The sequence below is a fragment of the Aerococcus sp. BD502 genome, assembly GCF_057919555.1.
Genome location: NZ_CP147972.1, coordinates 294,986 through 317,361, shown reverse-complemented (window position 1 = coordinate 317,361; position 22,376 = coordinate 294,986). Strand labels below are relative to the sequence as shown.

The window sequence follows — 22,376 nt, the reverse complement described above, 5'->3', positions numbered from 1 at the left end:
TAAAATTTAGAAAAGAGGATTTATGCCTAATAGCATAAGTCCTCATTTTTTATGTTCAAATTAATCATTAAAACTCAAAGTACTATAAAAAAATAAAAAATCTGGTTACCAAAGAGAGCAAATTTCACTTTATAAAGTGAGGGGTATTTTGTCATCTTTCTATAAAAAACCAAATACTTTGAAGAGTGAATATTCTTGAAAATGCTTAGGTGAGATTAACATGTTTCATATTTAATTCACTTATCAAGGTGAAAAAAATCAACTTACATAGGAGGTAAAATGCAAGCAATAAAGATTTATAGTATGAGAGTTGCTATGTTATGTAGACTTTATGATCTTAAATTAATTAATGATAAGGAATATACAAAAATAAAAAATAGAATAGAAAATGATTATAAGAAGAGAGATAGAAAGTAATTGTTCTTGTGATATAATAACACTGTAGAAAGATACAAAATGGGAAGGAGGTAAAATGAATACTAAAGTAAAAGTAATAAAAGCTTCAAATACAGGAGCAAGAAATAGAAATGCACTACATTTAGATTTAAAACGAGTTGCAGCATATTGTCGAGTAAGTACAGATAGTAAAGACCAACTTGAATCATATAAATCGCAAGTTGATTATTACACAAATCTAATAAAAAATAATAAGAATTGGACTTTGGCTGGTATATATGCAGATGAAGCGACAACAGGAACAACTACTACTAAAAGAGCAGATTTCATGAGACTAATAAGTGATTGCCAAAATGGAGATATAGACATGATAATTACTAAATCTATATCAAGATTTGCCAGAAACACATTAGATACTTTGAAATATGTAAGGCTTTTAAAGGAAAATAACGTTGGTGTAGTATTTGAAGAAGAAAATATAGATACTTTGACAATGGATGGAGAGTTACTATTAACAATATTAAGTTCAGTAGCTCAACAAGAAGTAGAAAATACCTCAGCCCATGTAAAAAAAGGACTGAAAATGAAGATGGAAAAGGGGGAGCTTATTGGTTTTCAAGGTTGCCTTGGATACGACTATGATCCTATAACAAAAAGTATCTCCATAAATGAAGAAGAAGCTAAGATTGTTAGATACATCTTTAAAAGATATCTAGAGGGCAATGGTGGCTCAGTCATTGGCAGGGAATTAGAAGAACAAGGATATCTCACTCCTAGAGGTAAAACGAAATGGTCTGACACTACAGTGTTGGGGATAATTAAAAATGAAAAGTATATTGGTGATATACTAATGGGAAAGACCTTTACAGTTGATCCCATAACAAAAAGAAGACTAGCAAACTTTGGTGAATCTGATAAATATCACATTGAAAATCATCACGAGCCAATTATATCAAGAGAAGATTTTGAAAAGGCACAAGAGATTAGACTCAGGAGAGCACAAAATAGAAACACCATTGCTAACAAGGATAGAAAAAGAGAAAAACTATCAAGACAATACGCTTTTTCAAGTATGCTGGAATGTGGATTTTGTGGAGAAATACTTTCAAGAAGAACTTGGCACACAAGTTCAATTTATAAAAAAATTAACTGGCAATGTGTAAGGTCAACAAAAAAAGGTAAAAAATATTGCCCTCATTCAAAAGGAATACAAGAAGCAGCAATAGAAAAAGCATTTGTTGAAAGCTATAGGCAATTATGCCATGCGGATTCAACAGTAATAGATAACTTTTTAAAAATTGTAGAAGAAGAAATAAATGATAATACTTTAGTCAAAGATTTGAAAAAGTTAGAAAATCAATTAAACAGAATCATTAGTCAAGAAAGAAAGTTAGTTGATCTTCATTTAGAAGATAGTATAGACGAAGAAGTTTATGCTAAAAAGTATAAAAAACTTACAAAACAAAAAGAAGAATTACTTGATGAAAAGAAAACACTGGAACTAACAATAAAAGATGAAAATTCTATTAAAGAAAGACTAAAGCAATTTAAAAAGGTCTTAGAGAATAGAGAAATTATAGAGGAATTTAACAGAACAGTATTTGAAAGCATAGTTGATAAAGTCGTGGTGGGTAGAATTGACAAAGGTGGAACAGTTCATCCATATGACTTAACATTCTATTTCAAAACAGGAATTAAAGATAGTCAAAATTCTAATGATTTCAAAGATAAAAGAAAAAATGCCAAGGACAATGACATTAATAAATTGTGTTCCTACAAGAATGACGAGGATAAAAAATTATGTTCCCAATCAAAAGACAACGCATGTGGAGTGCGTCATCTTGCTGTCACGCTCCGTTAAATAAGAAGGTAAATCGCCAGGGAGAATGAGATTTTTATCAAGCTAAATAATGAGTATTAAACTGTCTGATGGAGAAGGAGGGAGTTATGATGGCTTTAATTGACTTACTTACCGAACTTAAAAGCTATGAATGGATTAATCTGACCCATGATATTACGGAGGGAATGCCTTTATACCAAGCCTTTGAACCTTTAGTTCCCCATGTGGTGACCACGATTAAGGAGACCGGTTCAGATAACCGTACCTATACACTAGCAACTTCCCATGGAACGCATACCGATGCTCCCATGCATTTTATTCCCGGCGGCCGAAGTTTTGACGACATATCGCTCAAGGAACGGGTCTTACCCTTATGTGTAGTTCACATCGAGGACCAAGTGAAAAAAGATCCTGGTTATGCGGTGACAGTCGATGATTTAAAGGCTTGGGAGTCTCAGCACGGCAAATTCCCAGCGGGGTCCTTTGTCGCCCTATCCACGGGCTGGTACCATAAGGCAATTGACCAGGAAACATTTGAAAATCGTAATGCCGAAGGAGTTGAAGTGACGCCAGGTTGGTCCATTCCGGCCTTGGAATTTCTGAGTCGCGAACGGCAGATTCAAGCCATTGGCCACGAAACCTTAAATACCGATTCGGGGGTGGAAGCAGCTGCCTCTAAGGCCGACTTACCCCTGCCTGCCCAACGCTTCTGGCTGGGTGAAAATAAGTACCAGGTCGAAATGCTCAAAAATCTAGACCAATTACCCGCCACGGGGAGTCTCATTTTTGTCACACTTCCCCATGTCAAAGGAGCGCCAGCCTTCCCGTCCGAAGTGTGGGCTATTGTTCCTAAAGAATAGAATATTAAGAAGTAAAAAGCTAGCCAACAGGGGCTAGCTTTTTTATCGGGCTATTTTCCAGGAATATTGAGTCTCATCACATCGACGCTCGGCACCATGACTTGGGCGGCGAGGGCATCACGGAGCAAACGAGAGAGCGGGCCATTTTGGTTATAGGCGTAGCCCCCACCGAGGCGCATGGCGAGGAGGGCGGACTGAATAGCAGAGTCGGAGGCATGTAGGCGGGCGGCTTCTAATTTGGTCACGCCGGCCTCTTCATGCTGTTCCACGGCCGCGAGGGCATCCCGCAGCAAGGCCTCCGAAGTTAATTGATTCTCATAGATATGGGAGAGGTGGATCTTCACCGTTTCCTTGTCGAAGAGGGTGCTATGATCGGGGAATTGCCGATTTTGGGTATGGGCTAAGGCAGCGTCATAAATGGCTTTGGTGAGGCCGGTGTAGACGGCTGCTAAGCCGGCCATAAAGTAGATCCCATTGGAATCCACGGGGTAGGGAAATTCATCATGCTCCCGGTTGCGCATAATCCGATTTTCCTGTGGCACTTCACAATGATCCATCACCATGGGGCAGGAGTAATTGCCGCGCATGCCGAGGCCATTCCATAAATCCCCCTCAAAGCTCAAGCCCTTCGTGTCACGGGGAATCACATAGCGGACCGGTTCTCCCGCTTCATTATCGGGGACGGAAGTGAGATAGTAGCTAGCGTAATCCGCGTTCGTTACCATGCTTTTCCGGCCGGTGATGGTGGTCAGGGCGGCGCTGTCTTCCGTACGGGTTTCACTATTCTTAACATTGACGCCACTTTTTGACTCACTGACGGCAAGGGCGAAGAAGTTTTTATGCGTTAAAATATCTGTGATAATTTTCTCCCTTAGCGCTGGCTGGCCGTATTGCAGGACATAAGTCAGCCCCGCATTATGCATCATATAGCAAAGGCCGACTGTGCCCGCTCCGGTGGCTAACAGCCGGGAAACCTCCGCTGCTTCTGTTAAGCCCATGCCTAAGCCCCCTGCTTCGGCGGGAATAATCAGAGCAAAGAGGCCCAGTTCCCCGATTTGCTTAAAAATATCAGCGGGGAATTTATTTTCTTTGTCAATCCGCTCGGCCTTGGGCTCCACCACTTCTCGGGTGAAGGCCTGTACTTTTTCATATAGGTCTTGTTTTTCCATTCAAACACCTCATTTAAGTCCTTTTTGCTTACTAACTTTATCCTAGCACAGTCTGACCCGTGGACGAAGGGGAAGGCTTGCCTCGTCTTTATGGGAAAGTAACCTTAAAAAACTAACTTAAATGAAAATATTATGAGAATAAGGTTGACAAAGCTCATAGAACGGCGTATACTCATTAAAAATCAATGAAGTGGTGGTGGCTAACAGACATCTTAGCGAGCTGAGTTGAGTGGAAGTCAGCGATGGAAGTTAGCCAACCGCGGGCCATGGAGATGGTATTGTGAATGATGAGCAATACCCGCGCTGCAGCGTTACGCATGAGGTGGGGCAAATGCCCAAGAAGAGTGGTACCGCGGAATGTCGTCTCTTTTCCTGAAAAGGAAAAGGGATTTTTTTATGGAAAGGATGAGGCAGATGATTGAATCGATTAAAAAAGTGGTGTTAGCTTACTCCGGCGGCTTGGATACTTCGGTGATGATTGCGTGGCTTAAGGAAAATTACCATTGTGAAGTGGTTGCGGTAGCGGCCGATGTGGGCCAGGGCGAGGAATTAGAGGGCTTGGAAGAAAAGGCCTTGAATTCCGGTGCCAGCAAGCTCTACATTGAAGATTTACAAGCAGAATTTGTGGAAGACTTCATTTTCCCGACCCTCAAAGCAGGCGCCAAATATGAAAACCAGTATTTACTGGGAACGGCCTTTGCCAGACCGCTGATTGCAAAGCGCATGGTGGAAATTGCCCACCAGGAAGGAGCCGATGCGATTGTGCATGGCTGTACCGGCAAGGGTAATGATCAAGTGCGTTTTGAAACGTCCATTAGACATTTTGATCCGGAGATTAAGATTCTAGCACCCTGGCGGACTTGGGAATTGAAATCCCGCCAAGATGAAGAGGCTTATGCTTTGGCGAGAAATATTCCGATTCACAAAAATCAAGGCTGTGCTTATTCAGAAGACCGTAATTTGTGGCATATTTCCCACGAAGGCTTAGAAATTGAAGATCCGGCCAAGGCGCCCAAGTACGAGCGTTTCTTAACTTTGACGAAAACTTATGAGGCGGCCCCAGATACGCCTGAGGAAATTAGCTTAACTTTTGAAGAAGGAGTGCCCGTCGCTTTGAATGGCAGGAAAATGAGTCCGGTAGCTCTGATTGAGGCCCTTAATGACCTGGGTGGCCAGCATGCGATTGGCATTGATGATATCATTGAAAATCGTATTACGGGGATGAAGGTTAGAGGTATTTATGAAAATCCGGCTGGCAGCATTCTCTACCAAGCCCACAGTATCTTAGAATCCCTAACTCTTGACGGCGATACGCAAAAATACAAGCAAACATTAGCTTTAAAGTATGCTGATCAGGTCTACCAAGGCCTCTGGTATTCGAAATTAAGAACCGCCCTGCAGGCCTTTGTTGAAGAAACCCAAGCCCGTGTTTCTGGTGTGGTTAAGCTGAAATTGTATAAAGGCAATATTATTGCTAATGGGGTTGAGTCGAAATATTCACTCTTTTCACCGGAATTTGCCACGTTTGAAGAGGATGAAGTCTACAATCAGCAAGATTCCGAAGGCTTTGTGAATATTTTCTCCCTCCCGCTTAAGATTGAAGCCCTGCAAAAGAAAGTGGGTGGCTGGTAATGGATCTCTACCACGGACGTTTTAAGGAAGAAGTGGCCGATTTGGCCCAGGCTTTTAATCATTCCCTCCCGATTGATTATAAGCTTTACTCCTATGATATTATGGGCTCCATCGCCCATGCGCAAATGCTTGGTGATTCTGGCATTATTGAAACGGCGGAGGCCGAGGAATTGGTCGCCGGCTTAGAGGCGATTAAGGCAGATATTGAAGCAGGCAAGTTAAGTTTTAATTCGAGTGCAGAAGACATTCATTTGTTTATTGAAGAGGAGTTAACCCAACGTTTAGGTGACGTGGGAAAAAAATTGCACACGGCTCGCTCGCGCAATGATCAAGTGGCTTTGGATTTAAAATTGTATGTAAAAGACAAGCTTGAAGGCCTCATTGCCTTACTTAAAAACTTAGAAACGGCCATTTTTAAATTAGCTGAAGAGCACTTAGAGACGCTGATGCCAGGCTATACGCATCTCCAAATTGCTCAACCGGTCACTTTTGCCCATCATATCATGGCTTATGCACAGATGTTTTTAAGAGACTTAGAAAACTTAAAAGCTTGTCAGGATCATTTAGAGACGTGTCCCTTAGGAGCCGGGGCGTTGGCGACGACAACTTATCCCATTGATCGTTTCCAAACTGCACAAGCTTTGGGCTTTAAACGACCTGCTTGGAACTCCTTAGATGCCGTATCGGACCGTGATTTTATCATTGAAAGCCTCAGTTGTTTAGCAACTTTTTCCTTGCATCTTTCGCGCTTGGCCGAGGAATTAATTATATTTTCTTCGCAAGAATATCAGTTTGTGGAGATTTCTGAAAAATATTCAACCGGCTCGTCAATCATGCCCCAAAAAAAGAATCCGGACATGGCTGAATTAGTTCGCGGTAAGGCGGGGAAAATGATTGCCAATCTGCAGGGCTTCCTTACCACCTTAAAAGGTTTGCCCCTGGCTTATAATAAGGACATGCAAGAAGATAAGACGTATCTGTTCGACAGTGTGGAAACAGCAGAGATGCTGGCTAAAATCATGACAGGCATGCTAGAAACGCTCACGGTGAAGGGGGAGCGTATGGCGGAGATGGCTCATTTAGGCTACATCAATGCGACCGATGCGGCCGATTACCTCGTGAAAAAAGGCCTTCCCTTTAGGCAAGCTTATTATATAATAGGTAAAATTGTGCAAGACGCGATTGCTAAAAAATTACCCCTTTGTGACATTCCTTTAACGGTGTATCAACAATACTCGCCCCTTTTTGAAGAAGATTATTATGAAGCCATCGATCTGGATCATATGCTCGAAGGCCGCCAAGTCTTTGGGGGACCCGCTCCCTCATGCGTGGCCCAGCAAATTGAATTAACCCGAGAAGCTGTGCAAAATATATAAGAAAAACCCGTTGAGCGTGAAAACTCAGCGGGTTTTGCCTTACCTTAGCAGCAGCAACTGCCTCCCTCACATGAGGCGGGACTGTCATCTGGCCTTGGTTCACTGCTGCTACCACAACCAGGAAAAGCGCCAAAATGCGTTGACCGATCCCCTTGAATGCTGAAGAAATTTTTGAAACGGGTATTTTCCAGCATGGCACAAGAGTTGCCACAAACGAGGTGCGGGCGGCCTTTTTCAAAATAGTGGTGGTCGTCTAAGGTAAAGCCCCATTCGTGGTCAGGAATGCCTCCTTGGTAGGTCGCAATTTGCCCGTAATCTTCACAAATATCTTCGATAAGAGTGGGTAATTTAAAGGCCCGTATCGTTCGCGAGCTGAATTTCGCATTGCCCACGAGGGCTTCAATGTCCGGATTTTGAATGGTGGAGACGGTACTGGTGACGTAGCGGAAATCTAACCAGCCCACGCGTTGCATCAGGCGGCGGAAGTCTTCAATGTACATAGCTCCCCCAAGGCACTCTCCCCGTAAAACAGGCTCCGTTCGCAGACTCTCCGGTAAACGGCGGTCGCAGAAAATATCCGCAAAGTAAAGTTCGCCGCCCTCTTTAAGAACACGCCAAGTTTCCCTAAAAACAGGCTCTTTATCGGGGGCTAAGTTAATCACACAATTAGAAACCACGACATCAATGCTGGCATCGGCAATACCTAGCGCTGCTAAATCTTCAATGTAGCCTTTTTTGAAAGTGATGTTGCTTTTTTCATAGCCCCATTTCTTAGCCATTTCCTCTTGGTGTTTTTTTGCAATAGCTAGTTGATCATCATTCATATCGACACCAATGACTTTGCCGTTTTCACCGACCAAACGGGAGAGAATATAACAATCTCGGCCCGTGCCACAGCCCAGATCTAAAACCGTACAACCCTCTAAAGCTTCCGGAATGGGGGAGCCACAGCCATAAAAACGTTCGGTAATCTCGGGGGTAATTTCTCGGGCAATGGCTTTAAATTCTTCGGGCATGCTGGAAGCCGCACAGGTGCAGATATTGGTTTTCATTTTTCCGGCCTGTTCTTTGGTAATATGACTATAATATTCTTTGACACTTTGATGTTGATCCACCTTAATCACTCCTTAACAGCAGCAAGTATTTTTAAAGTTTTGACGAGGTTCAACGATATATCTGAAAACAAGCACCCCCATAGCCGCTCCGATGAGCGGACAGAGGGTATAGACGAACAAATTCGCAAGCGTAAAGTTAGGGGCACGAAAGCCGGCTAAATACCCTACTAGCCGCGGTCCCAGGTCTCTTGCTGGATTTAAGCCAGCATTGGTCATGGGACCAATCGTGCCAATTAAGCCCGCAATGGTCAAACCGATGAAGACTGGGAATAAATCAAAACTGGGGCGGCCAAGGTTACAACCTTCTGTCATTGAAAAAATGACCAGGACTAAAACACTAACTCCCAAAGCTTCTGCAAAGCCGGCAGTCCACAGAGAAACAATACCATTGGGGGTGTTGGGGAAAACTTCCAGCCAGATCGATGAAGCTTGTGTGGCTTCTGCCATACCATTAGCTATTCCAGCGAGCTGTTCCTTGATGGTATCCATAAAGAATAGCCAAAGGGTACCACTGCCTAGGATAGCGCCTACAAATTGACCTGCCACATAAATGGGAAAATTTTTCCAAGCACACCGCCCTGACAGGCACATGGCGAAGGTCACGGCAGGATTAAAATGAGCTGCGGATAGGTTTCGTGTCATGTAGATACCAATCATAATGGCCAACCCCCATATCATCCCAATTTGATAGGGGCCGGTATGGGATTCATACAAGGTGGCAGTAGCAACCGCCCCAATTCCTAAAAAACACATCAGAAAGGTGCCTAGCACCTCACCCAAAAAATCTGACCAGGGATCCGAAGCCACGGAAGGCTCATCGCCGTGGTCGTTTTTTGTTACCATAGGAGCTCCTCCTTATTTTTAGTTACCTTAAGAATATCATACCATTTTAGGAAAGACTAGAATAATTTAGGTTTGCAAAAATCTTTGTCATCTCTAGCAGTTTTTCCTCCTGATATCAGCTCTTTTCGTGAGAGGAGGCTTGCGCATGCTTAAAGAAGATGATAAATTGAGGAAGCATCGTTAAAAATTGGGAGGAAAGAAGCCATGGGCAAGCAGCAGCTATTGTTTATTATCAGTCAGAAATCGGGCGTTCCTAACAATTATAAGAAAATTGAAGCCCTAATTCGGGCGCATTTTAAGCCTGAAGAAGCAACGATTCAAATTACGGAGAAAAAGCATTCCGTTTTTGAATATGCCAAGGCTTGGGCGGAAAAATTTGGCGATCGTGGGACCGTCTACATTTGTGGTGGCGATGGGGCCATTAATGAAGTCGCTAATGCCCTCTACGGCACGCCTACGCGAATGGGGGTCATTCCGGGCGGGACGGCCAATGATTTTGCAAAAACGCTATATGGCAAACAGCCTTTCACCGAAGACATTGTGCAAAAACTCCTCGATCAAGCCCACCAGCCGAAACATCAGGCCATTGACCTCTTGCGTTTGAACCAGGAAAAAGTTGTTGTCAATAGTGTATCATTGGGCTTTGATAATTTAGTGCTGAAGCAAGCTTATGAAAATATTAAAAAATGGCCGCGCATTGGTAGTCGGGCCTACCCCCTCGCCGTGGTGCAGTCTTTATTTAAGGATCGGTCCTATCCGGTGGAGATTACCTTAGAAACGGCAGCCGGAAAAACGCTGACCTACCGAGATGACATGGTGCTTTCGGTTTTCGCCAATGCTGGTTTTTACGGGGGTGGCTTTAATCCGGCACCTCATGCGGTTATTGATGATGGCCAAGGGGATTTCCTCTATGCTAAGGCCATGAATCTTTTTGCTTTTCTCCCCTTAATTCTTCGCTACGAAAAGGGCACCCACCTTAACCACCCCAAAGTGGTCAGCCAGCGCTTTAAAAAAGCTCGTCTCAAAAGTACAACAGGCCAGCCCATTCATGGCAATTGCGACGGGGACCTCTTTCAGGCGATAGAAGTTGAAGTGGAACTCTTGCCCAGCGCCTTGCCATTCTCACGTTTATTCTTATAGGTCTTCTAGCCTTACACGGTCCTTTTTACCGGTAAGGCTTTTTTATTTGCCTAGCCTCGGACATTGAATTAATATCCAGTTTTATAAGGGCTGGACCTTGTTTTCTGACGCTAATCCCTGTTAGGATGAAAGTGTCGGTTGTCAAGTATTTTTGAAAAGGAGACAAGATATGGAAGCCTTAATTACCAGTACAGAGGGCTTGCTTTTTGTGATCTTTGCGATGGTAGCGATATCTTTATTCCTGCAAAGATATAAATTGTTCAAGTCCCTTGGTCCGGTGCTCACGATTGTTGTTTTAGGAATTATTTTATCCAATACCAAAGTTGTGCCGATCGAGCATGATTTCTATAATGCGCTCGGAGCCTACGCCATTTTACCGGCCATTTCTATTATGCTGTTGAATATGGATATTCAGGAATTGAAAAAATTGAAGAAAGGGCCGGTAGTGGCCTTGGCTTCGGCTATTTTTTCGGTCATGCTGGTGGCCACACTTTTAGGTTTATTTTTCGCTCCCCATATTGAAGAAGGCTGGAAGACAGCAGGGATGTTTGTGGGAACCTACACGGGTGGGACGCCCAACTTAACGGCAATTGCGGTAGGCTTAGACACCTCCAGGGAAACACTAGCTGCTGCTAATGCTGCCGACTATGTGATTTCGACCCCACTCATGATATTAATGTTTGCAGCACCTGCCTTAATGAAGGCGTCAAAAAAATGGAATCAATTTTGGCCCTACCAATTTACGGAGGAAGAATTAAGTGTGGGCAGCAAGGAAGATGAATTTGGTGCCAGCAAGGAGTGGTCGATCAAAGACATTGTCATCCTCCTAGCCCTCGGTTTTGGCATTGCCTACCTCTCGGCAACCGTCGCCCAAGCCATCTTCCCCGATGACTTCTGGAAGGCGGGGCGTTTACTGCTCATTACGACCGTGTCCATTGCCCTTGCCCAATGGGAGCCGATTAAGAAATTACGCGGGAATTTAGACCTCGGTCTCTTGATTTCCCTGACCTTCCTAGCGACGATTGGCTTTGCGGTGGACTTACAACAGTTTATCGGCTCAGCCTTATGGATGACCCTCTATGTGTTCTTCATGCTCGTGGGCTGTATCATTGTCCACCTGCTCATTTGCCGTTTGTTCAAAGTGAAGTATGAACTAGTTGTCCTATCCATTGTTGGCTGTATCGTCGACGGACCGACTGCTTCTCTGACGGCAGCAGGTGGCGACTGGCCAGCACTCATTAATGTCGGCTTAATCATGGGCGTGATTGCGGGGGCTTTAGGGAACTACGTGGGTATTTTTGTCGCCTACGCCGTTCGCTTCCTCACGGGAGCTTAGTTAAATTCGCACAACCGACGATAACTGGCTGCAGCTAACAGCCAGTTTTTTTAAAGGTTGCTATGACAAGTTTGCTTTACAAAATGTCAAATAAAGTTTACCATTAAAGAACTATGACGAGGAAGGAAGTGAAGGCTATGGAAAATAAATTAGCCTATTTTCGTCATCGTGAAGCGCTCACGCAGAAGGCTTTAGCTGAGGCGGTAGAGGTTTCCCGGCAGACGATTATTGCCCTGGAACAGGGGCGCTATAATCCGTCACTCATTTTAGCGTTTAAATTGGCACATTATTTTAATGTCGCCATTGAGGATTTATTTTTATATGAGGAGGATAAGGATGGGTAAAAAAATTCAGCATCTGCTGGCTATCGGCGTCGGCTTGATTTTTATTCTTGGTGGAATTTATGGCGTGCATGGTATCGAAAAGCTAAATCCGGCCCTCCAAGTTTTCGCCTACCTTGCCTTAGGTTTGGGCTGCTGTTTGCTTGGCTACGGGGCCAGCCGTTTATCCCAGCGCCGTATATTGGCAGGCAACCCCGAAGTGGAAAAGGAATTTAGGATTAATCAGCAGGATGAACGCAATCAGCAGATTACTTTCCGCGCCAAAGCCAAGGCCTATGATGCCATGTGCTTTGTTTTTGCGGCTCTCCTGATCACATTTCTCATTCTTGGCGTAGCTCGTTTAGTGATCTTTCTATTCATTATTGCCTATGCTTTTGTTCTAGGTTATGGCCTATACCACCGCTTCAAATTACAGCAGAAAATGTAAATTCTTGAAAGGGTAAAAGGGAAGAAGCAGAGCAAAGCACTCCTGCAAGCGATAAAGTGAGAGTGTGATTCAGGACTGTTTATCGTATTGGCCATTAACTCAACCATCCGTTTTTGCGATCTTCTTCTAATGCCTGCGAGGCTTGCGCTTTGTTCCTCGATTTAAAGCACGGTCAGCTTCCTAGTTTAACTCTCCACCAAGCCCCTGCGCTTGCGTTAGTTCGGCTTTGGTCATATGTCCTAGTAACGAGCGACTTTTAAGTCTAGTTCGGCCAGGCAGTCTGGACATCCACTTCAACAAATACTTTGAGACCATGCTATGCTGTCTCTACAGTATTTGCTTCCAGCGATTTTGCCTGCTCTTTGAACTTCGCCTTCTCTTTGTAGTCCGGCTCAGGCGGGCGAGGCTCCACTTCACCAAGTTGTTGGAGACAATGCTACGCCGTCTCTGCACAACTTGGAGTTGAACTCACCACCAGTTCCTACGCTTGCGTTACTCGATAAGGATGAACCTGGCTAAAGCCAGAACCATCTTCATCGAGTCAACTCAGCGGGAACCCTGGTGGCTTCGTATCCTATTAGTTGAACTCACCACCTACCCTAGCGCCTGCGTTACTCAATAGAACGAACCTGACTTTGTCAGAACCGTTCTATTGAGTCAACTCGGCTAGGGTAAGCGGTGGATTCGTATCCTATTTTTTCCAGTGATTCTGACCGCTTCTCCGCCTTCGCTTACTAACATTAACGGGAACTTTACATTATTCTGCTAGGAAGTACGCTATAATGGGGGATACTGAGGAGGTCAATATGGTACATACTTTAATTGACTACCTGAAGCAGGGTTTAAGTCCTGAGTGGGTGGTCTTTCTTATTTCAATGTTACCGGTTTTGGAATTGCGTGGGGGCCTGATTGCGGCAAGTTTACTGGGCTTGCCTTGGGTAAAGGCGACGGTGATTGCGATTATCGGGAATGCTTTGCCGGTGCCTTTTATTGTTTATTTTGTGGAAAGAATCCTAAATATTCTCTGTGAGCGGGGACCCTTCAAGTTGCTGGCACGGAAAATGGTGCAGAAGGGCCGGCAGGGGAGTCAGGCCTTAACGGAAAAGTATCCGAATAGCATTTGGCTGGGCTTAATGCTTTTCGTGGGCATTCCCTTGCCAGGGACGGGGGCTTGGACGGGGGCTTTAGTGGCTGCCTTCCTGCGCCAGAAACCACGCCAATCGATTTTCCCCATCGCCTTGGGTTTAGTGATGGCGACAGTTATCATGCTGGCCATTACGTATTTAGCACCGGCAACTTTTGGTTTGAAGTAGGCAATTTTTCCAATTTTTTAGGAGGTCTCAGATGAAAAACGAAAAAGGAAAATGGCTGTTTCTCATAGGTCTAGTGCTTTTAATCATCGCGTTTTTCCTGCCCACAGAAATTCTGAGTGACTTTACCGAACTGAAGCCCATCGGCCTGGCATCTATTTTTTTCTGCCCCTTGCTGGGAGTTGCTGGCTTAGTTTTCTCGATTCGGGCCCGGCAGAAAACCTTTATCGTTTTAAACAGTCTATTAATCGCGGCTTTTCCGATTTTAATGCTTTTTGCTCAAATTTTTGCGCTCTTCCAGCCTTAATGCTTTAAAATTTTTAGAAAGTGCGTAAAATGTTTTTCGCCTATTTATTTAAAATGAGGCTTCTTGATCTCATGCGCTTTAACTTGATGAAAGTTATTTTCATGAGGGCTTGGCCTTCCAATCACAAGATAAGGCTGTTATAATTCAAACAGACACAACATATAGGGTGCAATGTCCATTGTTCCCTATATTTTTTATGAACGAATTTATTTTGAAGGAGCGATGGCCATGTCTCGAGTGAAAATTTATACGAAAAGCAATTGCCCTTGGTGCGACAAATTGAAAAGTTGGTTGGACGAGGAGAATATTGCCTACCAAGAAATTGATATTGAAGAAAACCGTGAAGCGGTAGAATTTCTCCAAGAGCAGGAACTCTACACAGTGCCCCAAGTTTTCATCGATGGGGTGCACAGGGATCACGAGCCGAGTTACTACATGTTATTAGAATGGCTGAAAAAAGATCCTGCCAAAGCAGTCACCAGCCAGCAAGTTACCAAGCGGAATGGCGAAGACGTGCCCTTTAACGCGGAAAAAATTGCGATTGCAATTGGCAAGGCCAACCATGAAACCGAAGAGATGAAAGAAGCGGAAGTCCAGCAAGTGACGGAAGCTGTGGTCAAAGCGATCGGTAAAAACCCGATTCATGTGGAAGAAATTCAAGACCTCGTCGAAGAGCAACTCATGCTCCAAGGTTTCACGAAAACAGCCAAGGCCTATATTCTTTACCGTGATAAGCAAACACAAATGCGAAAGCGGGATATCTTTAAGCCACGTGATAATTACCGGCCCTTTGAGTACCCGGAGCTCTTCGATTATGGGGAAGCCGTCCAGCACTCCTACTGGCTGCATACCGAATATAACTACGATTCCTCGGTACATGACTTCAAGGTGAACGTGACGGATGCCGAGCGGAACGCCATCAAGAATTGCATGCTGGCGATTTCCCAAGTGGAAGTTACTGTGAAAAATTACTGGGGCGCTTTGGCATGTGCCGGTTTTGGGAATAGTGTTCCGATTGTGAAACCGGAAATTTCCGGGACAGCCGCTATTTTTTGTGAGAGTGAAGTGCGCCACAGTGAAGCTTATTCCAACCTGCTGACCTTGCTCGGCTTATTGGATGAGTTTGAGCATTACAAGGAAATTCCCGCCCTTCATAATCGGGTGGAGTACTTGAAGTCCTATAATCGCTTCGTTTTCACTGGGAATAAACGGGACTACACCTTGTCCATGATTCTCTTCTCGGCCTTTATTGAGCACATTTCCCTCTTCAGTCAATTTCTCATTATGATGGCCTTTAACCGTCATCGCAATCTCTTCAGTGGCTTGTCGAACGCCATTGAAGCCACCTCCAAAGAAGAGCAGTTGCACGGAGAATTTGGCGTAGAGATTGTTAATATTATTCGTGCTGAGCACCCAGAATGGTTCGATGAAGATTTGGCCAACACAGTTTACGCCTTATCTAAGGAATGCTGGTCGGCGGAACAAGAGCTGTTGGACTGGATTTTTGAGGATGGGGAATTAGACTTTCTGCCCAAGCACGATGTCAAAGAATTCGTCAAACACCGCGTCAATAATTCGCTAGAAGCAATTGGCCTAGAGCGTATCTTTGAGGAAGACGAAGAAGCAGTTGAGCGAACGTTATGGTTTGATGAAGAAATTTTAACCACAAAACACACGGACTTTTTTGCTAAACGCTCCGTGAACTATACCAAACGCGCCCAGTCGGTCACAGCAGATGACCTATTCTAATGGGCTCTATACCAATAAAGGAGGTAAAGATGGTAAAACTGAAACACTTAGCTTATGAACCATTTTACTGGCTGACAGAGGATTCACGTACCTTCCTTTCGCGCGGCTACTTGGCAGAGGGCCAAGCCGCTGAGGAACGCTTGCGGGTGATTACGGACCGTGCCGAAGAAATTTTAGGCATCAAGGGCTTTTCGGATAAAATGTATGACTACTTATCCAAGGGCTATTATTCCTTATCGACACCCGTTTGGACAAATTTTGGAACGGATCGGGGCTTTCCAATCTCTTGCTTCGGCTGCACGCCATACGATAATATGGCCAGCATCATCTATACCGCCGGAGAAGTGGGCATGATGTCCAAATATGGCGGCGGCACGTCCGGTTACTTTGGCCACATTCGTCCCCGGGGAGCTAAAATTACGCATAACGGCACTTCCAGCGGGTCCGTACATTTTATGAAATTATTCGAGCAAATGACGGATACGATTAGCCAAGGTAATGCTCGTCGCGGGCGTTTCTCGCCTTACTTACCCATTGATCATCCTGATATTGAAGAATTTCTAGATATCGGCATTGAAGGGAATGATATCCAAGACCTTAACCACGCCGTCACCGTCACGGACCAGTGGATGAAGGAAATGATTAGTGGTGACCGGGCCAAGCGAGCAATTTGGGGCAAGGTCATCCAGCGTCGGATTGAGATGGGCTATCCTTATATTTTCTTCACTGATAATGTCAACAACCAAAAACCCGACTGGTACAAGGACTATCCCATTACCCACTCCAACCTTTGCAGTGAGATCGCTCTGCCGGATAATGAAGATTGGTCCTTTGTCTGTAATTTGTCGTCTATGAATCTGCTTCACTATGAGGAATGGAAGGATACCGACGCCGTAGAAACGATGATTTACTTCCTCGATGCGGTTATGAGCGAGTTTATTGAGAAATTAGAAGGCTTGCGCGATCATCACGACCGAGAATACACGGAGGCCTTTCATTTTATGAAGCGGGCCTATCAATTCGCCCGCGACAATCGTGCTCTTGGCCTGGGTGTCTTAGGCTGGCACTCCCTCTTGCAGGCTAATATGCTGGCCTTTGAATCCGAGGAAGCTAGTTTGCTGAATGAAGAAATTCACCAATGCATTCGAGACCGGGCGGATCAGGCTTCCCGGCAATTGGCCAAAAAGTTTGGCGAGCCTGCTGTGCTCCAAGGTACCGGCCGGCGGAATGCTACGCTCATGGCGGTAGCTCCCACCACGTCTTCTGCCTTCATTATTGGCCAAGTGTCCCAATCCATCGAGCCTCTATTCTCCAATTATTACGTGAAGGATATGTCAAAAATTAAAACGACCATTAAAAATCCTTACCTTGTAGAATTATTGGAAGCAAAAGGCAAAAACACCTCGGAGGTCTGGGACGATATTAAAAAACATGATGGCTCCGTCCAGCAACTCACCTTCCTAAGTGAGCATGAGAAGAAGGTTTTTAAGACTTTCTCAGAAATCAATCAGTATGAAATTATTAATCAAGCCGCGGTACGCCAGCGTTTTATTGATCAAGCGCAGTCTCTCAATGTCATGATTAATCCCGCCCTGACGACGGCGAAGGAAATGAATCAACTCTATATCTATGCTTGGGAACAAGGGCTTAAATCCCTCTATTATCAACATTCAACCAGTGCCGCCCAGGAATTTTACCGTTCCAGCGTGTGCTTGGCTTGTGAAGCTTAGAGAGGCAAAAGCTGTCTGTCAAGAAAAGTCAAAATGACAACTCTTGATGTGGAAGATAACTTTCATGCAAGAGAAGTAGAGGAAAAGCCCTCATTTTAGGGCAGATAAAAGAGTTTAGGGAAGCAGAAAGTAAGATAGAACCTGAAAAAGAAAGTAAAGAACAGAACAGAGAACGTTAAGGGGCTGGGAAATAAGTTGCCCTAAATAATAAAAAATGCATTGAAGTTATCCATATTGAATTCCTTCAGTGCATTTTTTACTTTTAGAGAAATGATTACGAAGGGCCTCTGCTCTTCGCCGGCTTTCAATGGCTAGTTTTGTTAAATTCATGCTCATCAGCATGACTCCGATATCATTATAAACTGCTTGTTTGCCTCTGACGTGCGTCCTGCGCATGCTAAAGACACCTTTCATCTTAAGCCTTTATCTGAAGGTGGAAGTCACGATGAAAGCAATCTTATGAGTTTATGTAAATCTTGTCATGAGAAAATTCATAGAGAAAGAGGAGATAGATAAATAACCACCCTATTTAGCATAGAGTGGTTATTTTACTTGATGGTCAATGATCCAATCAAGAAGCTCATTGTATCCTTCTTTACCAGATGCAATGGCTAGAATTTGTGAGATAAGTTCCTCTTGAGAGTAATCAAGTTCAATTCCGTTAAGTGCAAGAAAAACAAGCATAAGGTGTGTACCTGTCCTTTTGTTACCATCAATAAAGGGATGGTTAGAAATAACACCAAAGCCAAGTCTTGCAGCCTTTTGATAAATGGAAGGAAAGATATACTTTCCATCAAAGCTTTGAAAGGGAGTAGCTAGAGCAGATTCAAGAAGATTAATATCTCTTACTCCATTTAAGCCACCAGTTGCATTGATAAGGTCGGAATGAAGTTTCAATACTTGTTCTTTAGAAAGCGTAATCATTTGGCAAGTTCCTTATAGGCTACTTGATTTTTCTCGATTAGTCTTTTGGAAATGTCATCAACACTTTCGTTTGGTGCAAGTTGCATTTCTTCTGCTGATCCAAATTCAACGATTAAGTATCTCGGAACATTATTTTTAAGAATAATAGCAGAGCCCTGTTTATCAACTAAGCGAGTAACTTTAGAGAAATTTTGGTTTGCTTCTGTGATAGAAACCAGTGAATTAGTATTTATATTCATAAAAACACCTCCTTTGAACATATTATAATATAAAATAGGATAAATTCAACCTATTTTATAAAGGGAATGTCAAATCTCTAAAGGCAGATCCCCCTGAGAACGGCGGCCCCTCTTACGCACAAAAACAAGAAATCAAAGGGGGGATTAAAGAATATCCATCCAATTATTTGGGAAGCCCATAAATTTAAAATTAAAAAATCTTTCATATTTATAAAAAGTATTTTTTAAGTCATTTAAAAGAGAAATCCACTGCTCATTAGAATTTAACATTCTCTTTATTATTAGCAGGATAGGAAATACTTTATTTTGTTTTCCTTTATATTGTTCGTTTTCAGAATAAAGACGAGGATTTTCTTTTAAGGGCAGTTCAACTTGGTCTGTCCTTAAGAGATATGGATTTGCTTTTCATAGGTATGGTAAATGATATGTTCACAGAAAAGAATAACGATGAATACAAATACAAAGAAGTAGCTACGCAAGAAGACTTTGATAAATTTTAGAATCTATTTGAAGAAAATATAGATTGGAGTATATTGACAAAAATAAATTCTAGGAGGAAGAAAATGAAAAGAAAAATAACTTTTTTGTTGATATTCTCAATACTATTATCGACAATAATACCAGCTACAAAATCTTACGCTTCAGAAAATCAAACTAACAAGCTCGAAGAAGTAACTAACAATCAGTCTAATGTACATGTTACTAATGATGGTATATTCATAGATGATAAATTTTATACTCAAGAAGAATTTACTAATTTATTAGATAGTGCTATCTTGTTTCAGAAAACAATACTAATGGAATATCAACTAGAAGTGCTTCTGGAACAGCGGCGTTAGTTGCAGGTACATGGGAGATACCAGGAGTAGGATTAGTTGTTGTTACTGTTGCAGGAGTTATTTTAATAAAAGATGTAGTGATACCTGCTGGTTCATGGACTTATAAAAAAGTAATTAATTGGTTTGAAAATAGAGCATATAATAAAGCTAAAGAAAATGGGTCCAAAACAAATGATCACTCAACTCAAACAGGTGGTAGTCTACCAACAAAAGGTAGACCTAATTCATCGAAAGATAAGAAAAATCCTAAAACTGGTAAGGTAGTTCAAAGAAGGTATTATGATAAAGATGGAAATGCAGATATGGATATTGATTATACTAACCATGGAAATCCAAAACAACATCCTAAAGTTCCGCATAGACATGATTGGAAAAATGGTAAGAGAGGACCAGCGTATTAAAATGGACAATTATAATTTAGAAAGTTTTAAAGAAGACATTAAAGCAAATAGAGAGTTTGAATTTAGTTATCATGATAAAATGTACTCTCTTACTTTTTCAAAGGAGGGGTATATTTTCACTGATATTTGTGGGAAAAAAGATTCGGTATACAATTCATATGCTGATTTACTAAATTATACAAAAATAGAAGGAAAAAAATTGAAGAAATAATAACTGGAAAGCTTTATGATGATTTAAGTATATATTAGAAGGCTTTATTAACTAAAATTATTTTTTAGCATCTATCAAAATGATAGGTGCTTTTTTGATGCCTAAAATCAAGGAGGTGAGATATTGGCAAATAGAATAAAAGGGATAACTGTTGAGATTGGGGTCACACGACGAAATTACAGACGGCTCTAAAAGGTGTAAATATTGAAATAAAAAATACACAGTCTCAGCTTAGAGACGGAAACAAGTTATTAAAACTAGACCCAGGAAATACTGAACTTATTAAACAAAAACATAAACTCCTAGGGCAATCTATTGAAGAGACTAGGAAGAAATTGGAATCTTTAAAAGAAGCGCAAAAACAAGCGCAACAAGCTTTGTCTGAAGGTAAAATCCCACAGGAACAAAGCGAGAAGCTACTTACTCAGAAAATATGAGGCTAAATTATCGCTTCTATTGCTTGAAGAATCTTGACTATTCAGGGCTTTAGAGTGATGTATGTAATGGGAGGTAAATAATGAAAAACATATAAAAACTACAGCCTAAATTACTAAGGGCTAGACAGCGTCAGAAAGTCTGTGCTTATGCCAGAGTGGTTCAAAATCAAGAAACTTACAACAAGAATTATAACCAGTTGATTGACAAATTTGAAGCCAGGAAGGCAGAGTATGAATGGGTGGAAGCCTTAATTAGCGACAAACAAAACCGAGCGAATCATACTGAGCTTTTCGTTCGTACCCTCAAAGAGATGGAGGAGCTCATCACGCCGTTTGATCCGCTTCTTTGGAATCTGTTGCTGGATTATGCAGAGGTAGATGAGGAAGGAGAGATGTCCTTTAAATTTAGAACTGGAGAGTAAACACGAAAGAGCTGATCATCAGGCTCTTTTTTGTTATATTAGTAATAATAGAATTGAAAGAGGGGTAGCAATGAAAGCGGAAATAGAAATCGGGCCTAATGGCGTATATGATCTGGGTGATGTATCAAAGACTAGTCGAGAAAAAGGGAAGAGTATTATTGATTTTCCAGAAGAATATGTCGTTTTAGATTTAGAAACGACCGGGCTTGACCCTAAATATGATTCAATTATAGAAATAGCAGCCGTTCGATATAAAGAGGATAAAAGAGTTGCAGAGTTTAATACGTTGGTTAAACCGAGCAAATATTTTTTATTGGATGAAAATGATGATGATATGGATTTCATTATAAGAGATGGCTATAAGATATCTTACTTGTCAAACTTTATTAAAGAATTAACAGGCATTAGTAACATCGAATTAGATTCCGCTCCTGATGAATCATCCGTTATCACCGATGTCTATGACTTTATCGGAGATTCAGTAGTAGTTGGTCACAAAGTTAATTTTGATATTAATTTCTTATATGATGCGCTATTAAAACACCAAGCAATTTATTTTAAAAATGATTTTATAGACACTTGGCGAATCGCAAGAAAGTTATTAAAAAAATTAGATCACTATCGTTTGTTGGATTTAGCAAATCATTATGATATCGATAATGATCAAGCTCATAGGGCACTGAACGATGTTGAGACTACCAGTCAAGTTTACCTTGCTTTAAAACAAGAAGTCGAAAGTAAGTATGAAAGCCATCAGGAATTCATTAATTTATTCAAAACATCATCCTCAAAGATAAAGGCAAAAGATGTAGTACCCGAATCATTTGATTTTGACGAGGATCATATTTTATTCAACCAAGAATGTGTGATAACGGGTAAATTAGAAAAAATGACTCGAAAAGAAGCCATGCAAATTATCTCGAATATTGGTGGTAAAAATAGAGATAGTGTAACTAAGAAAACCCGCTATTTAATTTTGGGCGATTATTCGGATTGTAGGAATGTAAAAGGTGGAAAAACTGGAAAGCTTAAAAAAGCCGAAGCATATATGCTTACAGGGCAGGAGATTGATATTTTGTCTGAAGAAGCTTTCTATGATTTAATAACTTTTGAAAATTAATGGTGTTTGAACACCCCATAAGCCTGTTTGCACATACGCAGACAGGCTTTTTTCTGTGCCATTAATTTGTATCAAAATAGGTAAGAACATCGATCCACCTTCTAACTTAATTAATCCCTATCTCTCCACTTCCTTTATCGTTTTTCTTTTTAAAAATATCTTTCAACTTTCGCTGTTCCCAAGGAAAAAACACCGTTTTAAACCGATACTAG

General features: G+C 42.2%; 25 protein-coding genes. 19 read left to right on the top strand and 6 right to left on the bottom strand.

Going from position 1 to position 22,376, the window contains the following annotated elements:
* The first annotated feature begins 279 nt into the window (after positions 1 to 279).
* The 3 genes from WF803_RS01590 (at position 280) to WF803_RS01580 (ending at position 3,096) form a co-directional block, all read left to right on the top strand.
* Positions 280 to 417 (top strand): hypothetical protein, encoded by a 138-nt coding sequence (locus WF803_RS01590; RefSeq protein WP_004838640.1) that lies wholly within the window; start codon positions 280 to 282, stop codon positions 415 to 417.
* A 55-nt stretch (positions 418 to 472) separates the two neighbouring features.
* Positions 473 to 2,257, top strand: coding sequence for a recombinase family protein (locus tag WF803_RS01585; RefSeq protein ID WP_489611387.1), 1,785 nt, complete (start codon positions 473 to 475; stop codon positions 2,255 to 2,257).
* Between the two features lie 86 nt (positions 2,258 to 2,343).
* Entirely contained in the window at positions 2,344 to 3,096 is a 753-nt protein-coding gene (locus WF803_RS01580) for a cyclase family protein (protein ID WP_489611386.1), read from the top strand.
* Between the two features lie 50 nt (positions 3,097 to 3,146).
* Here the strand turns inward: WF803_RS01580 and WF803_RS01575 are convergent, their stop codons facing one another.
* Positions 3,147 to 4,265, bottom strand: a complete 1,119-nt coding sequence (locus WF803_RS01575; protein ID WP_489611385.1) for an acyl-CoA dehydrogenase family protein — start codon at positions 4,263 to 4,265, stop codon at positions 3,147 to 3,149.
* A gap of 414 nt (positions 4,266 to 4,679) precedes the next feature.
* On the opposite strand from WF803_RS01575, the gene WF803_RS01570 reads away from it, so the two are divergent.
* Both WF803_RS01570 and argH read left to right on the top strand, forming a co-directional pair.
* Positions 4,680 to 5,897: an argininosuccinate synthase gene (locus tag WF803_RS01570; protein ID WP_489611384.1), complete on the top strand. Its 1,218-nt coding sequence runs from the start codon at positions 4,680 to 4,682 to the stop codon at positions 5,895 to 5,897.
* Entirely contained in the window at positions 5,897 to 7,273 is a 1,377-nt protein-coding gene (gene argH / locus WF803_RS01565; protein WP_489611383.1) for an argininosuccinate lyase, read from the top strand. Before WF803_RS01570 ends, argH begins: the two co-directional genes overlap by 1 nt.
* Positions 7,274 to 7,317: 44 nt before the next feature.
* Here argH and WF803_RS01560 read toward each other — a convergent pair whose 3' ends face one another.
* A complete protein-coding gene (locus tag WF803_RS01560) occupies positions 7,318 to 8,388 on the bottom strand; it encodes a methyltransferase domain-containing protein (RefSeq protein ID WP_489611382.1) in 1,071 nt (356 codons plus the stop codon).
* A 12-nt stretch (positions 8,389 to 8,400) separates the two neighbouring features.
* Positions 8,401 to 9,231 carry an MIP/aquaporin family protein gene (locus tag WF803_RS01555; protein ID WP_489611381.1) on the bottom strand — a complete coding sequence of 277 codons (831 nt, stop codon included), beginning with the start codon at positions 9,229 to 9,231 and terminating at the stop codon, positions 8,401 to 8,403.
* Positions 9,232 to 9,435: 204 nt separating this feature from the next.
* On the opposite strand from WF803_RS01555, the gene WF803_RS01550 reads away from it, so the two are divergent.
* From WF803_RS01550 to WF803_RS01515, 8 genes are all read left to right on the top strand, one after another.
* Positions 9,436 to 10,371, top strand: coding sequence for a diacylglycerol/lipid kinase family protein (locus WF803_RS01550; protein ID WP_489611380.1), 936 nt, complete (start codon positions 9,436 to 9,438; stop codon positions 10,369 to 10,371).
* A gap of 169 nt (positions 10,372 to 10,540) precedes the next feature.
* On the top strand, positions 10,541 to 11,707 hold the full coding sequence (locus WF803_RS01545; protein ID WP_489611379.1) for a DUF819 family protein: 1,167 nt from the start codon (positions 10,541 to 10,543) through the stop codon (positions 11,705 to 11,707).
* A 137-nt stretch (positions 11,708 to 11,844) separates the two neighbouring features.
* The gene (locus WF803_RS01540) at positions 11,845 to 12,051 is read left to right on the top strand and encodes a helix-turn-helix transcriptional regulator (RefSeq protein WP_489611378.1); all 207 of its coding nucleotides are present in this window, start codon (positions 11,845 to 11,847) and stop codon (positions 12,049 to 12,051) included.
* A complete protein-coding gene (locus WF803_RS01535; RefSeq protein WP_489611377.1) occupies positions 12,044 to 12,475 on the top strand; it encodes a DUF6442 family protein in 432 nt (143 codons plus the stop codon). Before WF803_RS01540 ends, WF803_RS01535 begins: the two co-directional genes overlap by 8 nt.
* Positions 12,476 to 13,281: 806 nt before the next feature.
* The gene (locus WF803_RS01530; RefSeq protein ID WP_489611376.1) at positions 13,282 to 13,788 is read left to right on the top strand and encodes a COG2426 family protein; all 507 of its coding nucleotides are present in this window, start codon (positions 13,282 to 13,284) and stop codon (positions 13,786 to 13,788) included.
* A 31-nt stretch (positions 13,789 to 13,819) separates the two neighbouring features.
* On the top strand, positions 13,820 to 14,092 hold the full coding sequence (locus WF803_RS01525) for a hypothetical protein (protein ID WP_489611375.1): 273 nt from the start codon (positions 13,820 to 13,822) through the stop codon (positions 14,090 to 14,092).
* Between the two features lie 228 nt (positions 14,093 to 14,320).
* Positions 14,321 to 15,841, top strand: a complete 1,521-nt coding sequence (locus WF803_RS01520) for a ribonucleotide-diphosphate reductase subunit beta (protein ID WP_489611374.1) — start codon at positions 14,321 to 14,323, stop codon at positions 15,839 to 15,841.
* Between the two features lie 29 nt (positions 15,842 to 15,870).
* The gene (locus WF803_RS01515; RefSeq protein ID WP_489611373.1) at positions 15,871 to 17,571 is read left to right on the top strand and encodes a ribonucleoside-diphosphate reductase subunit alpha; all 1,701 of its coding nucleotides are present in this window, start codon (positions 15,871 to 15,873) and stop codon (positions 17,569 to 17,571) included.
* 225 nt (positions 17,572 to 17,796) lie between these two features.
* On the opposite strand, the gene WF803_RS01510 is transcribed toward WF803_RS01515, so the two are convergent.
* Positions 17,797 to 17,967 (bottom strand): hypothetical protein, encoded by a 171-nt coding sequence (locus WF803_RS01510; protein ID WP_489611372.1) that lies wholly within the window; start codon positions 17,965 to 17,967, stop codon positions 17,797 to 17,799.
* Here WF803_RS01510 and WF803_RS01505 point away from each other — a divergent pair.
* Positions 17,953 to 18,087 (top strand): HNH endonuclease, encoded by a 135-nt coding sequence (locus WF803_RS01505; RefSeq protein WP_489611371.1) that lies wholly within the window; start codon positions 17,953 to 17,955, stop codon positions 18,085 to 18,087. The genes WF803_RS01510 and WF803_RS01505 overlap by 15 nt on opposite strands.
* 27 nt (positions 18,088 to 18,114) lie before the next feature.
* On the opposite strand, the gene WF803_RS01500 is transcribed toward WF803_RS01505, so the two are convergent.
* Both WF803_RS01500 and WF803_RS01495 read right to left on the bottom strand, forming a co-directional pair.
* A complete protein-coding gene (locus WF803_RS01500; RefSeq protein ID WP_489611370.1) occupies positions 18,115 to 18,495 on the bottom strand; it encodes a type II toxin-antitoxin system death-on-curing family toxin in 381 nt (126 codons plus the stop codon).
* On the bottom strand, positions 18,492 to 18,734 hold the full coding sequence (locus WF803_RS01495; protein WP_489611369.1) for a type II toxin-antitoxin system Phd/YefM family antitoxin: 243 nt from the start codon (positions 18,732 to 18,734) through the stop codon (positions 18,492 to 18,494). The genes WF803_RS01500 and WF803_RS01495 overlap by 4 nt, the downstream gene beginning before the upstream one ends.
* A 563-nt stretch (positions 18,735 to 19,297) precedes the next feature.
* Here WF803_RS01495 and WF803_RS01490 point away from each other — a divergent pair.
* The 5 genes from WF803_RS01490 (at position 19,298) to WF803_RS01470 (ending at position 22,164) form a co-directional block, all read left to right on the top strand.
* The gene (locus tag WF803_RS01490) at positions 19,298 to 19,573 is read left to right on the top strand and encodes a hypothetical protein (protein WP_489611368.1); all 276 of its coding nucleotides are present in this window, start codon (positions 19,298 to 19,300) and stop codon (positions 19,571 to 19,573) included.
* Positions 19,574 to 19,650: 77 nt separating this feature from the next.
* The gene (locus WF803_RS01485) at positions 19,651 to 19,974 is read left to right on the top strand and encodes a hypothetical protein (RefSeq protein ID WP_489611367.1); all 324 of its coding nucleotides are present in this window, start codon (positions 19,651 to 19,653) and stop codon (positions 19,972 to 19,974) included.
* Between the two features lies 1 nt (position 19,975).
* Positions 19,976 to 20,185, top strand: coding sequence for a hypothetical protein (locus WF803_RS01480; RefSeq protein WP_489611366.1), 210 nt, complete (start codon positions 19,976 to 19,978; stop codon positions 20,183 to 20,185).
* 634 nt (positions 20,186 to 20,819) lie between these two features.
* Positions 20,820 to 21,044: a hypothetical protein gene (locus tag WF803_RS01475; RefSeq protein ID WP_489611365.1), complete on the top strand. Its 225-nt coding sequence runs from the start codon at positions 20,820 to 20,822 to the stop codon at positions 21,042 to 21,044.
* A 70-nt stretch (positions 21,045 to 21,114) separates the two neighbouring features.
* Positions 21,115 to 22,164, top strand: a complete 1,050-nt coding sequence (locus WF803_RS01470) for an exonuclease domain-containing protein (protein WP_489611364.1) — start codon at positions 21,115 to 21,117, stop codon at positions 22,162 to 22,164.
* The last annotated feature ends 212 nt before the right edge of the window (positions 22,165 to 22,376 follow it).

Bases quoted from the DNA above. Each gene is read 5' to 3' on its own strand.
- WF803_RS01590 (WP_004838640.1), top strand. From the start codon at position 280: ATGCAAGCAATAAAGATTTATAGTATGAGAGTTGCTATGTTATGTAGA.
- WF803_RS01535 (WP_489611377.1), top strand. From the start codon at position 12,044: ATGGGTAAAAAAATTCAGCATCTGCTGGCTATCGGCGTCGGCTTGATT.
- argH (WP_489611383.1), top strand. From the start codon at position 5,897: ATGGATCTCTACCACGGACGTTTTAAGGAAGAAGTGGCCGATTTGGCC.
- WF803_RS01470 (WP_489611364.1), top strand. From the start codon at position 21,115: ATGAAAGCGGAAATAGAAATCGGGCCTAATGGCGTATATGATCTGGGT.
- WF803_RS01555 (WP_489611381.1), bottom strand. From the start codon at position 9,231: ATGGTAACAAAAAACGACCACGGCGATGAGCCTTCCGTGGCTTCGGAT.
- WF803_RS01495 (WP_489611369.1), bottom strand. From the start codon at position 18,734: ATGAATATAAATACTAATTCACTGGTTTCTATCACAGAAGCAAACCAA.
- WF803_RS01525 (WP_489611375.1), top strand. From the start codon at position 13,820: ATGAAAAACGAAAAAGGAAAATGGCTGTTTCTCATAGGTCTAGTGCTT.
- WF803_RS01540 (WP_489611378.1), top strand. From the start codon at position 11,845: ATGGAAAATAAATTAGCCTATTTTCGTCATCGTGAAGCGCTCACGCAG.
- WF803_RS01515 (WP_489611373.1), top strand. From the start codon at position 15,871: ATGGTAAAACTGAAACACTTAGCTTATGAACCATTTTACTGGCTGACA.
- WF803_RS01500 (WP_489611370.1), bottom strand. From the start codon at position 18,495: ATGATTACGCTTTCTAAAGAACAAGTATTGAAACTTCATTCCGACCTT.
- WF803_RS01575 (WP_489611385.1), bottom strand. From the start codon at position 4,265: ATGGAAAAACAAGACCTATATGAAAAAGTACAGGCCTTCACCCGAGAA.
- WF803_RS01585 (WP_489611387.1), top strand. From the start codon at position 473: ATGAATACTAAAGTAAAAGTAATAAAAGCTTCAAATACAGGAGCAAGA.
- WF803_RS01545 (WP_489611379.1), top strand. From the start codon at position 10,541: ATGGAAGCCTTAATTACCAGTACAGAGGGCTTGCTTTTTGTGATCTTT.
- WF803_RS01570 (WP_489611384.1), top strand. From the start codon at position 4,680: ATGATTGAATCGATTAAAAAAGTGGTGTTAGCTTACTCCGGCGGCTTG.
- WF803_RS01580 (WP_489611386.1), top strand. From the start codon at position 2,344: ATGATGGCTTTAATTGACTTACTTACCGAACTTAAAAGCTATGAATGG.
- WF803_RS01510 (WP_489611372.1), bottom strand. From the start codon at position 17,967: ATGCGCAGGACGCACGTCAGAGGCAAACAAGCAGTTTATAATGATATC.
- WF803_RS01480 (WP_489611366.1), top strand. From the start codon at position 19,976: ATGGACAATTATAATTTAGAAAGTTTTAAAGAAGACATTAAAGCAAAT.
- WF803_RS01490 (WP_489611368.1), top strand. From the start codon at position 19,298: ATGAAAAGAAAAATAACTTTTTTGTTGATATTCTCAATACTATTATCG.
- WF803_RS01550 (WP_489611380.1), top strand. From the start codon at position 9,436: ATGGGCAAGCAGCAGCTATTGTTTATTATCAGTCAGAAATCGGGCGTT.
- WF803_RS01530 (WP_489611376.1), top strand. From the start codon at position 13,282: ATGGTACATACTTTAATTGACTACCTGAAGCAGGGTTTAAGTCCTGAG.
- WF803_RS01520 (WP_489611374.1), top strand. From the start codon at position 14,321: ATGTCTCGAGTGAAAATTTATACGAAAAGCAATTGCCCTTGGTGCGAC.